General features: G+C 60.9%; 13 protein-coding genes. 6 read left to right on the forward strand and 7 right to left on the reverse strand.

All coding sequences use genetic code 11. From position 1 onward, the window contains the following. Positions 1-43: 43 nt before the first annotated feature. Together OPU96_RS02435 and poxB are read left to right on the forward strand one after the other, a co-directional pair. Positions 44-1,276, forward strand: coding sequence for an NADH:flavin oxidoreductase/NADH oxidase family protein (locus OPU96_RS02435; protein ID WP_498558589.1), 1,233 nt, complete (start codon positions 44-46; stop codon positions 1,274-1,276). 77 nt (positions 1,277-1,353) lie between these two features. Beyond that, complete coding sequence (gene poxB / locus OPU96_RS02440; RefSeq protein WP_498558590.1) at positions 1,354-3,078, forward strand: ubiquinone-dependent pyruvate dehydrogenase; 1,725 nt, start codon at positions 1,354-1,356, stop codon at positions 3,076-3,078. Positions 3,079-3,192: 114 nt separating this feature from the next. Here poxB and OPU96_RS02445 read toward each other — a convergent pair whose 3' ends face one another. Continuing rightward, positions 3,193-3,750 carry an NADPH-dependent FMN reductase gene (locus OPU96_RS02445; protein ID WP_498558591.1) on the reverse strand — a complete coding sequence of 186 codons (558 nt, stop codon included), beginning with the start codon at positions 3,748-3,750 and terminating at the stop codon, positions 3,193-3,195. Positions 3,751-3,968: 218 nt separating this feature from the next. Here OPU96_RS02445 and OPU96_RS02450 point away from each other — a divergent pair, with 218 nt between their 5' ends. Continuing rightward, positions 3,969-4,205: a hypothetical protein gene (locus OPU96_RS02450; RefSeq protein ID WP_122310093.1), complete on the forward strand. Its 237-nt coding sequence runs from the start codon at positions 3,969-3,971 to the stop codon at positions 4,203-4,205. A 61-nt stretch (positions 4,206-4,266) separates the two neighbouring features. Here OPU96_RS02450 and OPU96_RS02455 read toward each other — a convergent pair whose 3' ends face one another. After that, positions 4,267-4,611 carry a hypothetical protein gene (locus tag OPU96_RS02455; RefSeq protein ID WP_226457221.1) on the reverse strand — a complete coding sequence of 115 codons (345 nt, stop codon included), beginning with the start codon at positions 4,609-4,611 and terminating at the stop codon, positions 4,267-4,269. Between the two features lie 109 nt (positions 4,612-4,720). Between OPU96_RS02455 and OPU96_RS02460 the strand changes: the two genes are divergently transcribed. Then, positions 4,721-5,614, forward strand: coding sequence for a LysR substrate-binding domain-containing protein (locus tag OPU96_RS02460; protein ID WP_226457220.1), 894 nt, complete (start codon positions 4,721-4,723; stop codon positions 5,612-5,614). Here OPU96_RS02460 and OPU96_RS02465 read toward each other — a convergent pair. The 5 genes from OPU96_RS02465 to OPU96_RS02485 all read right to left on the reverse strand — a co-directional run bounded on the left by OPU96_RS02465 (position 5,611) and on the right by OPU96_RS02485 (position 10,728). Next, positions 5,611-6,192, reverse strand: a complete 582-nt coding sequence (locus OPU96_RS02465; RefSeq protein WP_192299702.1) for a GNAT family N-acetyltransferase — start codon at positions 6,190-6,192, stop codon at positions 5,611-5,613. The two genes, OPU96_RS02460 and OPU96_RS02465, sit on opposite strands and share 4 nt — an antisense overlap. Before the next feature lie 8 nt (positions 6,193-6,200). Then, on the reverse strand, positions 6,201-8,456 hold the full coding sequence (locus tag OPU96_RS02470; RefSeq protein ID WP_226457219.1) for an Orn/Lys/Arg family decarboxylase: 2,256 nt from the start codon (positions 8,454-8,456) through the stop codon (positions 6,201-6,203). 220 nt (positions 8,457-8,676) lie between these two features. Continuing rightward, positions 8,677-9,417, reverse strand: a complete 741-nt coding sequence (gene dnaQ / locus OPU96_RS02475; protein WP_226457239.1) for a DNA polymerase III subunit epsilon — start codon at positions 9,415-9,417, stop codon at positions 8,677-8,679. A gap of 70 nt (positions 9,418-9,487) precedes the next feature. Next, complete coding sequence (rnhA, locus tag OPU96_RS02480) at positions 9,488-9,940, reverse strand: ribonuclease HI (protein WP_192299704.1); 453 nt, start codon at positions 9,938-9,940, stop codon at positions 9,488-9,490. A 29-nt stretch (positions 9,941-9,969) separates the two neighbouring features. After that, positions 9,970-10,728, reverse strand: coding sequence for a class I SAM-dependent methyltransferase (locus tag OPU96_RS02485; protein WP_192299705.1), 759 nt, complete (start codon positions 10,726-10,728; stop codon positions 9,970-9,972). Positions 10,729-10,793: 65 nt separating this feature from the next. On the opposite strand from OPU96_RS02485, the gene gloB reads away from it, so the two are divergent. Both gloB and OPU96_RS02495 read left to right on the forward strand, forming a co-directional pair. Beyond that, entirely contained in the window at positions 10,794-11,561 is a 768-nt protein-coding gene (gene gloB / locus OPU96_RS02490; RefSeq protein WP_498558592.1) for a hydroxyacylglutathione hydrolase, read from the forward strand. A gap of 98 nt (positions 11,562-11,659) precedes the next feature. Further along, complete coding sequence (locus tag OPU96_RS02495; protein WP_192299707.1) at positions 11,660-13,075, forward strand: lytic transglycosylase domain-containing protein; 1,416 nt, start codon at positions 11,660-11,662, stop codon at positions 13,073-13,075. Positions 13,076-13,085 lie beyond the last annotated feature (10 nt).

Raw genomic sequence — 13,085 nt, forward strand, 5'->3', positions numbered from 1 at the left:
CTTTAAGCTTAGCCTGAGGCCTCCCCCGCTCAGGAGTCAACCCATGTCACCCTTTGAAGCCCTGCAACTGCCCAATGGCCAGATCATCTCCAACCGCATCGCCAAAGCCGCGATGGAAGAGAACATGGCCGATGCGCAACAGGCCCCGTCCCGCGAATTGAAGCAACTGTACAAGGCCTGGGCCGAGGGCGAGCCCGGCTTGCTGATCACCGGCAACGTGATGATCGACCGCCGCGCCATGACCGGCCCCGGTGGCGTGGCCCTGGAAGACGAGCAGCAACTGGACAGTTTTCGCGAATGGGCCGCTGTGGCACGCGACAGGGGCGTGCAGTTCTGGATGCAACTCAGCCATCCCGGACGCCAGACCCCGGCCAACCTGCACCAGCAAGCCATGGCACCGTCTGCGGTAGCCCTCGACCTGGGTGGATTCTCGAAGATGTTCGCCAAGCCACAGGCCATGACCGAAGACGACATCCAGGAGGTAATCAAGCGTTTTGCCACCAGCGCCCGCCTCGCCGAAAAGGCCGGGTTTACCGGGGTACAAATCCACGGCGCCCACGGCTACCTGCTGAGCCAATTTCTCTCGCCGTTGAGCAACCATCGCAACGACCGCTGGGGTGGCTCGCTGGAAAACCGTGCACGCCTGCTGCTGGAAGTGATCCACGCGGTGCGCGCCAGCGTCAGCCCGGCGTTTTGCGTGGCGCTCAAACTCAACTCGGCGGACTTCCAGCGCGGTGGTTTTGCAGAGGCCGATGCGCGCGCCGTGGTCGAGATGCTCAACCCGTTGCCCATCGACCTGCTGGAGTTGTCCGGCGGCAGCTATGAAGCGCCGGCGATGCAGGGCGAAGCGCGGGACGGGCGCACGCTGGCCCGTGAAGCGTATTTCCTGGACATGGCCACTGAACTGGCAAGTATCGCCAAGATGCCGGTAATGGTCACCGGTGGCATCCGCCGCCTGCCGATCGTGCAACAGGTGCTCGACAGCGGCATCGCCATGGCCGGCATCGCCACCGCCCTGACCCTGGAGCCGCAGTTGATCCAGCACTGGCGTGAAGGGCGCGACCCCAACCCGCAACTCGAGCCCATGGACTGGAGGCGCAAGCCTCTGGCGTCCCTGGCCATCCTTGCGGTGGTGCGCCACCAGATGCGCCGCCTCAGCCACGGTCGCGCGCCAAGCGCCAAGGTAGCGCCGTGCATGGCGCTGGTGCGTGACCAATGGTTTCTGGCCAGGCGCACTCGGCAGTACCGTGCGGCCATGGCGCAGTCTTCACAATAAAGGCGGAGCATTCGCCGTGATCGAACTGTCCCCTATTGATCAGCAGTTTTTAACCTCACTGACGATTGGAGTTTTTCATGGCGAAAATCAACCTGGCCCAGCAATTGGCGACCACGCTTGAACAGGCGGGTATCAAGCGCATCTGGGGCCTGACCGGTGACAGCCTCAATGGCCTCACCGACGCTCTGCGCACCATGGAGAGTATCGAGTGGATGCATGTGCGCCACGAGGAAGTCGCGGCCTTCGCGGCGGGTGCCGAGGCCGCTGCCACCGGCGAGTTGACGGTGTGTGCCGGCAGTTGCGGGCCCGGCAACCTGCATTTGATCAACGGCCTGTTCGACTGCCATCGCAACCACGTACCCGTGCTGGCGATCGCGGCGCAGATTCCCTCCACCGAGATTGGCCTGAACTACTTCCAGGAAACCCATCCCCAGGAACTGTTCAAGGAATGCAGCCACTTTATCGAACTGGTGACCAGCCCCGAGCAGATGCCCCACGTGCTGCATCGCGCCATGCGCTCGGCGATCCTCAATCGCGGCGTCGCGGTGGTGGTGATTCCGGGCGACGTGTCGCTGCTGGAAGTGGAAGACAAGCTCAAACCGTGGCCGGCCCTGCACGCACCGCGCACCTTGCCAGCGGAACAAGACCTGCTACGCCTCAGCGAAATCCTTCAAAGCAGTCAGAAAACCACCCTGCTATGCGGCAGCGGCTGTGCCGGTGCCCATGATCAAGTGGTCGCCTTGGCCGACGCCCTCGGCGCTCCCGTGGTACACGCCCTGCGCGGCAAAGAGCATGTGGAATGGGACAACCCGTTCGACGTGGGCATGACCGGCCTGATCGGCTTCAGTTCCGGCTACCATGCGATGCTCGACTGCGACACCTTGATCATGCTCGGCACGGACTTCCCTTACCGTCAGTTCTACCCCACCGATGCGAAGATCATCCAGGTCGACCGCGACCCACAAGCGCTGGGGCGCCGTACCACCCTGGACCTGGGCATCTGCGCCGACGTCAGCGAAACCATCGCTGCCCTGCTGCCGCGCCTGACCCGCAAGGCCGACCGCAGCTTTCTCGAGACCTCGCTCAAGCATTACGAGAAAGCCCGCCAAGGCCTCGACGACCTGGCGCAACCGTCCAAGGCCGATCGGCCGATCCACCCACAATACGTGGCGCGCCTGCTCAGCGAATTGGCGGACGACGATGCGATCTTCACCGCCGACGTCGGCTCGCCCACCGTGTGGGCCGCGCGTTACTTGAAGATGAATGGCAAGCGTCGACTGATCGGCTCGTTCAACCACGGCTCGATGGCCAACGCCATGCCCCAGGCAATTGGCGCGCAGGCGGCGTTTCCAGGTCGGCAGGTTATTTCAATGTCCGGCGACGGTGGCTTTGCCATGCTGATGGGGGACTTCATTTCATTGGCCCAGCTGAAACTGCCGGTCAAGGTGGTGGTGTTCGACAACTCATCCCTGGGTTTTGTCGCCATGGAGATGAAAGCCGCAGGTTATCTGGACGCCGGCACCGAACTGAAAAACCCGGACTTTGCCGCCATGTCCAACGCCATGGGCATCCTCGGGATTCGCGTGGAGCAGTCCGAAGATCTGGAACCGGCACTGCGTCGCGCACTGGCCCATGATGGGCCGGCGTTGGTGGATGTGGTAACCGCGACTCAGGAACTGGTGATGCCACCGACGATCAAGCTGGAGCAGGCCAAGGGGTTCAGCCTGTACATGCTCAAGGCGGTCATGAGTGGCCGTGGCGATGAGGTCATTGAGCTGGCACGCACGAACTGGCTGCGCTAAACCCCATGTGGGAGCGGGCTTGCTCGCGAATGCGGTGGATCAGTGAACGCATCGTTGACTGACACAGCACATTCGCGAGCAAGCCCGCTCCCACTTTCTCATCTCATTGCCAAGTCAGGCTGTTTGCTTGGCTACCCACTTGCCATAAGCGTCGATAAACGCCTGCAAGAACGGCCGGGTCTTTTCCGACAGTTTTCCGGCCTCATCAAACAAGCTTCCCGCGCCGCCCACATAGGCTTCCGGCTGCTGCATGCACGGTACATCAAGGAACACCAGGGATTGGCGCAGGTGATGGTTGGCGCCGAAACCACCGACGGCTCCTGGCGACACACTGATGATCGCACCCGGCTTGCCACTCCAGGCGCTTTGGCCGTATGGACGGGAGCCCACGTCAATCGAGTTCTTCAACGGCGCAGGCACGGAACGGTTGTATTCCGGGGTCACGAACAACACCGCGTCGGATGAACTCACCTGCTGACGGAAAGTGCTGTAGGCTGCCGGCGGTGTTGCACCGTCGATGTCCTCGTTGTAGAGCGGCAAATCGCCAATTTCGACAATCTTCAACCTGAGGTTGGCAGGGGCCAGTTCGGCCAGGGCCAGGGCGACCTTGCGGTTGATCGACTCTTTTCTCAAGCTGCCAACCAGGACGGCAATCGTGTAGACCTTGCTCATGGAGGTTTTCCCGACGTCTGAATAAAGGAGCTTGTAGTTATAGAGTCTTCGCGGCGGGTTCACCAGAAGGTTTTTGATAATCCTCCAAACGCCCCACCTTGTAGGATTCATCCGAAATCGCCAGCGAATAGTATTTTTTTAACGTAGGTAAACTACACCGCTCCATAACGGTCTACAGAACCGCAAATCGAGTGATTATCTCCAGAGGTTCTAAACAGATGGCAGCAGTACTAGTCGGACAGTTTCATGCCAGAGACGCAGAGGGACGCGTGTATTCGGTGCATGAGTTCCAGGAATCCAATCCGGCGCAGGGCGACCTGGCAGGCTCGACGCCCACCACTACCTACAAGCTGGCCATTGGCGACCGTGTAGAAAAGCTGGAAGGCGATGAGTTCAAGTTGATTCAGTCGGGCATCATTATCGTGCGCGAGTCGCAAACTACCCTCGCTTCGTAAGACCTCGCCCTGCCTACCAGCCCAGTCCTGGCCATGCATGGCGTTGGCTGGGCTGGGGTTATCAGGGGCGGCGGATCTCCGTGACTTCGATTTCCCGGCCCCCTGCTGCCTCCTTCAGCGTCACCAGCAACTTGCCCCGCTCGCCCTCCACCGCATACATCGAACGCGTGTAGCCCGCTGCGTTATTGCTGGGGTGCGCGACCACCTGCCTGACCAGCGCAATATCCAGCACCGCGCCTACCTGCTCGATCACCTGCTCCTCAGAGCGGACAAACGCTTCAAGGGCCAGGTTGTCCGGCGCAGTGTCGTCATGATTGTTGAAGAGATAAGCAGCCACGCACCCAACGGTCACCAGGACCACCAGCTGCTTGGCCGTTACCCCGAAGAATATCGAGGGTAGAGGCATATGAGACCAGACCTGTTCTTGTTGTAAGTGCCGCTAGCCGGCTTTGGTCGTTGTTGATCAGCGCAGCCATTCTATTGAATCCCCGGCGCGCTGCACATAGACTCCGGCGATGCGTTTACGTCATATCGAAGTGATTCAGGCCATCTTGCAGACCGGACACCTCGGCACGGCCGCCGAATGGTTGCAACTCTGCGTGGGCGATGTGGACGCAGCGCTCAAGGACGCCGAGCAACAGCTTGGTTTCATGTTGTTCGCCAGTGTGCGCGGACGCTTGCAGGCCACCCGGGAAACCCTGGAACTGCAAGCCGAAATCGCCCATGTATATGAAGCGCTGGAGCCGCTGCAACGCCTGGCCAGCCGCTTGAAGCACCATCACGCCCCACCCCTGCGCGCCCTGTGCACGCCACCGCTGGCCAATCAGCTGTTGCCGCAAAGCATCGCGCTGCTGCGCCGACGCTTCCAGGACACCCCGTGCAACCTGTCCAGCCAGCCGACCCGCGACATCGTCCGCAGCCTGCTGTTGCACGAGGCCGAGGTCGGCCTGAGCCTGCATGACCCCGAACACCCGCAAATCCACAGCAGCGTGCTGGCCCAGGGCAAGTTGCAATTGCTCGCGCCACACGGCTGGCTCAAGCCCAAGCAGAAGTACATCGCCCTGCAAGATCTGGCAGGCCAGTCAATGATCGGCCTGGAAGGCCAGGACCCGCTGAGCCGTCTGCTGGACGCCAAGCTGCAAGCCTTGCGCCCGCTGCCCGTGGTGCAGACCCGCGTGCAGACCTACCAGATGATGCGCAGCATGGTGGAAGCGGGAGAAGGATTGGCGATTGTCGACCCCTTCACCGCGTACGGCGCACGCGACGCGGGCCTGGATGCGTGCCCGCTGTCACCGCCCGTGATGGTCAACCTGTATGCGCTGACCCTCAAGGACGGCGTGACGTCCCCAGCACTGAACGCACTGCTGGAGATCGTCACGCAGAAGGCTGAAAGCCTGTTGGCCGGTTAAGGTTTGTCGACTTCGGTCTTGAACAGCCGATACCAGAAAATCGCCACCTCACGGGTCTGCGGATCAATGCCGCGATAGCGCAAGTGGTCGATCCCGCCCATTACGTAGCCGCAACGCTCATACAAGCGGCAAGCCCCGAGGTTGTTGTTCTGGGTTTCCAGCATCATGCCCGGCAGGTTTTTCTTGCGACTCCAGAACTGCGCCACATCCAGCAACGCCTTGGCCACCCCGTGGCGCCGCGCAGGCAAGGCCACCGCCAGCTCATCGACATGGGCAAAACCATTCCAGTTGGTGCTGACCACGATATGCCCCACCGCCCGGTCGTCGAGGTACGCCATGAAGACCGCGCTGTCGGGCGCATCGCGGAAACTGGCGAACTCCTCCGGATCGATGCCATAACACTTGCGGTACGGCAGGATACGCTCCACACGCCATTGATCGACCCGCGCGCCCATCTCTGGCACGCTGTAGCCGCTGACCTCAAAGCTGAAGTCATTGCCCCACACGTAGGCATCGAAGCCTTCGTCGGCGACCCGCACACTGAGCCCTGGATACTTCGGGTTCATTACAGCTTGCATAAACATCCTTAACCCTTGATGCAATCGACGGTGTAACAACGACCACTGCCGTCGTCTTCGTGTTGCAACCCGTGAACATCCGCGACAAAACCAGGGAAGCTGCTATCGAACGTGCGAGCAAACGCCAGGTAGTCGATGATCGACCGCGTCGACTCGGTAAAGCGCTCCCCCGGCATGATCAGCGGGATGCCCGGCGGGTAAGGCACCAGCATTACCGCTGCAATGCGTCCTGGCAAGGCGTCAATGGATACCGCTTCCACTTCACCTCTAACCAATTGGTCGTATGCGTCGGCCGGTTTCATCGCAATTTCCGGCAACACGGTGTACATGCGCTTGAGGTGTTTGGCGGTGGCGTTGCTGCGATAGCAGTTGTGCAATTGGTTGCACAGGTCGCGCAATCCCAGCCCTTGGTAGCGCGCCGTACCTTGGGCATAAACCGATGGCAGGCAACTGGCCAGGCTGATATTGGCGTCGTAGCTGCGCTTGAATTCGAGCAACTCGGTGAGCAAGGTGCTCCACTTGCCCTTGGTGATGCCCATGGAAAACAGCACGAGGAAGGAATACAACCCGGTCTTTTCCACCACCAGCCCACGCTCCCAGAGGAATTTGCTGACCACTGCAGCGGGAATCCCGCAATCGCTCAACGCGCCGCCGGCATTGAGGCCGGGCATCACCAGCGTGACTTTGATCGGGTCAAGCAAGACGTAATCTTCGGCAACATCGCCAAAGCCGTGCCAATCATCCCCGGGATGCAACAACCAATCGGCGGTTGCAACCCGATCGATGCCCGCGACGGAGGGCGGCTGCCAAATGGAAAACCACCAATCTTCGGCGGCGATATGCTGGCGCAGGTTGGCCAGGGCGCGACGAAAACTCAGGGCCTCATCGAACATCTCTTGCAGCAACGAACGCCCGGCCGGGCCTTCCATCATGGCCGAGGCCACGTCCAGCGAAGCGATGATGCTGTACTGCGGCGAAGTGGAGATATGCATCATGAACGCTTCATTGAAACGGTCGCGGTCCAGCTGTCGCGCACCGCCGTCCTGCACATGGATCATCGACGCCTGGCTGAATGCGGCCAGCAACTTGTGCGTTGAATGGGTGGTGAACACCAGGGGGCTGTCCGGCGTGCGCGAAGTGCCCATGCCGTAGCGCCCGGCGAAAAATTCGTGGAACGCCGCATAGGCATACCAGGCTTCGTCAAAGTGCAACACCTCAACACTGTTGCCCAGTTGCTGCTTGATCAGTTCGGCGTTGTAACACAGGCCGTCATAGGTGGAGTTGGTAACCACTGCCATCTTCACTTTCGGCGCACGGCCACGGGTCAGCGGGCTGGCATCGATCTTCGCGCGGATCGACTCCGGGCTGAACTCACTCAAGGGAATCGGGCCGATGATCCCCAGTTCGTTGCGCTCGGGGCACAGGTACAGCGGGATCGCGCCGGTCATGATGATCGAATGCAGCACCGACTTGTGACAGTTGCGGTCCACCAGCACCAGATCGTCACGGCCGACCATGGAGTGCCAGACAATCTTGTTCGCGGTAGATGTGCCGTTGATCACAAAGAACGTGTGGTCGGCGCCGAAGTTACGCGCAGCGCGGGCTTCGGCTTCGGCCAGGGGGCCGGTGTGGTCCAGCAGCGAGCCCAGCTCCGGGACGGAGACCGACAAGTCCGAGCGCAGCGTGTTTTCCCCGAAGAACTGATGAAACGCCTGCCCCACCGGGCTCTTGCGATAAGCCACGCCGCCGCCATGGCCGGGAGTGTGCCAGGAATAGTTGGAGTCGGCCGTGTGCTGCACCAGCGCCTTGAAGAATGGCGGCAACAGGCCATCCAGGTAGCCACGGGCAGCGCGGGCCACTTGGCGGGCCAGAAACGGTACGGTGTCTTCAAACAGGTAGAGAATGCCGCGCAACTGGTTGAGTTCGCTCATCGCATCGGCCGGAGCGTTTTCCAGGGTGACTTGCTCGCCCAAGGCAAAGATCGGCAGGTTGGGCGCACGCAGCCGTGCCAGGCGGATCAGTTCGACCATATTTTGCAGCAGGTGAGTGTTTTCCCCGGCGCCTTCGGCGGCGATCAGCATGCACGCCAGGCCATGATGGGTAGAAGCCACCAGCCGGCCTTCGGCGTAATCCGTTGCAGAGAAAATACTGAAGCCTTCTTGTTCCAACTCCCGAGCAATGCCGCGGACCCGGTCACCGGCAACGGTATCGGCCTTGATGTCGCGGTGCACGATAAGGACAGGGAACTTCAGGTCTTTGTACATGAGTGCGCTTAGTCCAGGGGGGTATGCACTCAAGGGTAGAAGCTGGGAGCGGATGTAGCGAATGAAGATTTCGAAGCCGATATAGATCAAATGTGGGAGCGGGCTTGCTCGCGAATGCGGTGTGTCAGTTAACAACCCTGTAACTGATCCACCGCATTCGCGAGCAAGCCCGCTCCCACACAAGCCAGCTCCCACATGTTGGATGGCATTCCGCCTGGGCTTACTGTTCGCTCAGTTGGGTCCACAACGCCGGCGCACCCGCCGACTTGGCAATCGCTTCCAACCGTGCGGCATGCTCGGCCAGATCCTGCTCGCTGGCGCGGATGATGGTGGTCGGTTTGCGATCCGCCGGCAGGCGGCGGATTTCCGAAGGGCGGTTGCCCGAACCTTCCGCCGAACCACTGCCATCGGACGCGTTACCGGCCAGGGACAGGCTGGTCTGCCCGCCGGTCATGGTCAGGTAGACGTCGGCAAGAATCTCGGAGTCGAGCAAGGCGCCGTGGAGTTCACGGCCGGAGTTGTCGACGCCATAACGCTTGCACAATGCATCGAGGCTGTTGCGCTGGCCCGGGTGCCGCTCACGGGCCATCATCAGGGTGTCGAGGATCGAGCAGTGCTTGGAAATATCCGCACGATCCGTCTGGCCCATAAGGGCGAATTCGTTGTTGATGAAGCCTACGTCGAACGCCGCGTTATGGATGATCAGCTGGGCGCCGTTGATGAATTCGAAGAACTCATCGGCCACTTCGGCAAAGCGCGGTTTGCCTTTGAGGAATTCGTCGGTGATGCCGTGGACGCCGATCGCGCCTTCGTCACTGTCACGGTCCGGTTGCAGGTAGACGTGGAAATGACGACCGGTCAGGCGTCGACCCATGAGTTCGACACAGCCGATTTCAATGATCCGGTGGCCGTCGGTCACCGGCATGCCGGTGGTTTCGGTATCGAGTACAACAGATCGGATGGCCATCAGGGTTCAGCTCTCAACGGTGTGGTGTGTGTCAAAGGGCACGATGTTAACACGTGAGCCGGCATCAGCCCTGCTTGTAGCCCCGCACTTCGTCCACACCCCGGTTGGCCAGTTGGTCGGCGCGTTCGTTGCCGGGGTGACCGATGTGGCCGCGCACCCATTTCCAGGTAATGTCATGGCGATTGCATTGTTCGTCGAGCAACTGCCACAAGTCGGCATTTTTTACCGGCTCCTTGGCGGCGGTCTTCCAACCGCGTTTTTTCCAGTTGACCATCCACTCGTTGATGCCTTTCATCACGTATTGCGAGTCGGTCACCAGCAGCACGTTGCAACGGCGCTTGAGCTCCTCCAGGCCACGGATGGCACCCATCAGCTCCATGCGGTTGTTGGTGGTGTTCGGTTCACCGCCCCACAGTTCCTTCTCCACGCCTTTGCACACCAGCAACGCGCCCCAGCCGCCAGGGCCCGGGTTGCCTTTGCAGGCGCCATCGGTGAAGAGTTCTACGCTATCGGTCATCGGTTGCTCGGTCTGAAATCAAAAAAGGTTTACGGTTCGCTCTGCTTGCGGTTGACCTTGGCCATCGGCATCGGCACCAGCTTGCCCATGGGCTCGCGTCGCACTTGGCGCACCGGCCGCAGGCCCACCGCGATCTTGCGCGCGACCAATAAATAGAAGCCGCCACCCGACAGTTGCCAGGTACCCGCACGGCGTTCCCAGCCGGCCAGGCGAGCCTGCCACTTGGTCGAGGCAAGCGGCGGACGATAGCACCCGAAGCGGCGTTTCTCCAGCGCGAAGCCCAGCAGGTTCAGCCAGTCGCCCACCCGTTGGGGCGAGATACAGCGCGCCTGGCGCAGCCCATCGTGGGCGAACACATGGCGCAACCCCCAACTGCTCCAGGGATTGATGCCGACAATCAACAAATGCCCACCCGGGCGCACGCTGCTCGCCGCTTCACGCAACAGGCCGTGGGGCGACAGGCAGAAATCCAGGCCATGCTGCAACACCACCACATCGGCGGCATGCTCGCTCAGCGGCCAGGCCTGCTCCTCGCAGACAATCTCCACCCCCGGCAGCGGCGCGCCCAGGCGTACATTGCGTTGCACCTGCGGCGCCGAGGGCGGAGTCTCGGCCGACGGGCCGTAATGCACCAGGTAGCCACCAAAGAACCGGCCCAACTCGTCTTCGAGCATGCGCCGTTCTTCATCCAGCAAAAATTGCCCGATCGGCCCGGACAGCCATTCGCGGGCCGCGCTGATCAGTGCCAGCCACTCAGGATCGGCCTGGGCGAACGCTTTATCAGTCATTGCATTCTCCAACTCGCCTAGACGTTCTAAGATGCACCAATGTGTTCAGCTTGGCGAATCGAAGAATGATACAGATCAGTGCCCTGCCCGCCTTCACCGATAACTACATCTGGTTGTTACAAGACTCCCGGACCCGACGCTGCGCCGTGGTCGATCCCGGCGATGCCGCGCCCGTGCTCGACTGGCTCGAACGTAACCCCGGCTGGGAGCTCAGCGACATCCTGATCACCCACCATCACCATGATCATGTCGGTGGTGTCGAGCAACTGAAAAGTGTTACAGGGGCCAAGGTCTACGGCCCGGCCAACGAAAATATCCCGGCGCGGGATGTGGCCCTCCACGATAACGACCGCATCACGGCGCTGGGTTGGGACTTCGAAGTTTATGCAGTGCCCGGCCACACCCTCGGCCATATCGCCTTTTATCACCAAGGCGTACTGTTCTGTGGCGACACCCTGTTCGCCGCCGGCTGCGGGCGCCTGTTCGAAGGCACGCCGGAGCAAATGCACAGTTCTCTGGAACGCCTGGCCGCCCTGCCCGCCGATACATTGGTGTACTGCACCCACGAATACACCCAAAGCAACCTCAAGTTTGCCCAAGCGGTGGAACCGCACAACGCGGACATCGCCGAACGGGTGGAAAACGTTCGCCAACTGCGCGCTCGTGGCGAGATCACGCTGCCTTCCAACCTGGCGCTGGAAAAACGCACCAACCCTTTTTTGCGCACCGCTGAAACATCCGTTAAACAAAAAGCAGACGAACGGAACGGGCGTGACAACCGCTCTGGGGCCGAGGTGTTTGCTAGCTTGAGGGCTTGGAAAGATAAGTTCTAAGCCAACGCAATCTGATACGTAATTTCTGAATGGTTGACCGGAACCAAACGGGTTTCTAGAATCGCCCGACATTTTTGCCCGGAACTTACTTCCAGCCAATGTCGTCATCTATTCGTAAATCCAACCATTCAGACGCATTGACCCGCCTGGCTCAAGCTGTGGCGGTGGCTGTGTCCGCCACGCTGGCGGGCTGCCAATCAAGCAATTTCACCGCACAATCCACCGTGCAACCCAAGCCAAATCTTAGCGCCAAGATCAAACAGAAACCCGTCATCTGGCTTTCGGAAAAGCCGGCTCCCGAAGTGCCCCAGGATGTTTGGGAGCGTATGCGACGAGGCTTCCAACTGCAGGACGGCGTAGGCGTCAACCCGCGCATCGAGCAACAGCGCCTATGGTTCGCCAGTAACCCATCCTTCCTGGAGAGCGCCGGGGAACGCGGCAGCCTCTACATTCATTACATCGTCGAACGTCTTGAAGAACGCAACATGCCCCTGGAGCTGGCGCTGCTGCCAGTGATCGAAAGTGCCTACAACCCAATGGCCTATTCGCGCAGCGATGCGGTCGGCTTGTGGCAGTTCATCCCCTCCACCGGGCGCTACTTCAACCTGCGCCAGACCCGCGCCTACGACGGCCGCCGTGACATCACCGCCTCCACCACCGCCGCCCTGGACTATCTGACCCGTCTGCACGATATGTTCAACGGCGACTGGCTGCTGGCACTCGCCGCCTATAACGCTGGCGAAGGCACGGTGAGCCGGGCCATCGAGCGTAACGAGAAGCTTGGCCTGCCGACCGACTACTGGAACCTGCCGCTGCCCCAGGAAACCAAGGACTACGTGCCCAAGTTCCTGGCACTGTCCCAAGTGGTGCTGGCGCCCGAAGCCTACGGCGTGAACCTGAACCCGATTGCCAACCAGCCGTACTTCGAAGTGGTTGAAGTCAAGCAGAGCATGGACCTGTCCCGGGTCGCGGCGCTGGCCGAGATCGACGAAGACGAACTGTTCCAGCTCAACCCCGCGCTGAAACAACGCACCACCCTGGATGGCCCGCAGCATTTGCTGGTGCCGAGTTCCAAGGCGCAGTTGCTCACCAGCACCCTTTCGACGATGAAGCCAGAAGAGTTGCTGGCGATGCGGCCGAAAAAGCAGGTGTTCGACGAAGTCGAGACCGCGCGCGTTGCTGGCCGTACCCGCAGCTACAAAGTACGCAGTGGCGACAACCTGACGCTGATCGCGAAGGCGAACAAGGTCGACGTGCATGACCTGCAGCGCTGGAACAAGCTCAATGGCCAGCAGCTCAAGGTCGGCCAGACCCTGGTGATGCAGGACACCCGCAAGCTGGTGGCCAAGGCCGACGGCAAGAAACCGGTGCAATACAAGGTCAAGAAAGGCGACTCGCTGTACATCGTCGCCAAGCGCTTCAACGTCGAGATGCAACACCTCAAGCGTTGGAACCCGCGCACTGGCCAGGCGTTGAAGCCGGGGCAGATGCTGGTGGTTTCAGGCCCACGCTAAGCCCGCCTAC

The sequence above is a fragment of the Pseudomonas sp. RP-B7 genome (genome assembly GCF_059803535.1).

Bases quoted from the DNA above. Each gene is read 5' to 3' on its own strand.
- OPU96_RS02435 (WP_498558589.1), top strand. From the start codon at position 44: ATGTCACCCTTTGAAGCCCTGCAACTGCCCAATGGCCAGATCATCTCC.
- poxB (WP_498558590.1), top strand. From the start codon at position 1,354: ATGGCGAAAATCAACCTGGCCCAGCAATTGGCGACCACGCTTGAACAG.
- OPU96_RS02445 (WP_498558591.1), bottom strand. From the start codon at position 3,750: ATGAGCAAGGTCTACACGATTGCCGTCCTGGTTGGCAGCTTGAGAAAA.
- OPU96_RS02450 (WP_122310093.1), top strand. From the start codon at position 3,969: ATGGCAGCAGTACTAGTCGGACAGTTTCATGCCAGAGACGCAGAGGGA.
- OPU96_RS02455 (WP_226457221.1), bottom strand. From the start codon at position 4,611: ATGCCTCTACCCTCGATATTCTTCGGGGTAACGGCCAAGCAGCTGGTG.
- OPU96_RS02460 (WP_226457220.1), top strand. From the start codon at position 4,721: ATGCGTTTACGTCATATCGAAGTGATTCAGGCCATCTTGCAGACCGGA.
- OPU96_RS02465 (WP_192299702.1), bottom strand. From the start codon at position 6,192: ATGCAAGCTGTAATGAACCCGAAGTATCCAGGGCTCAGTGTGCGGGTC.
- OPU96_RS02470 (WP_226457219.1), bottom strand. From the start codon at position 8,456: ATGTACAAAGACCTGAAGTTCCCTGTCCTTATCGTGCACCGCGACATC.
- rnhA (WP_192299704.1), bottom strand. From the start codon at position 9,940: ATGACCGATAGCGTAGAACTCTTCACCGATGGCGCCTGCAAAGGCAAC.
- OPU96_RS02485 (WP_192299705.1), bottom strand. From the start codon at position 10,728: ATGACTGATAAAGCGTTCGCCCAGGCCGATCCTGAGTGGCTGGCACTG.
- gloB (WP_498558592.1), top strand. From the start codon at position 10,794: ATGATACAGATCAGTGCCCTGCCCGCCTTCACCGATAACTACATCTGG.
- OPU96_RS02495 (WP_192299707.1), top strand. From the start codon at position 11,660: ATGTCGTCATCTATTCGTAAATCCAACCATTCAGACGCATTGACCCGC.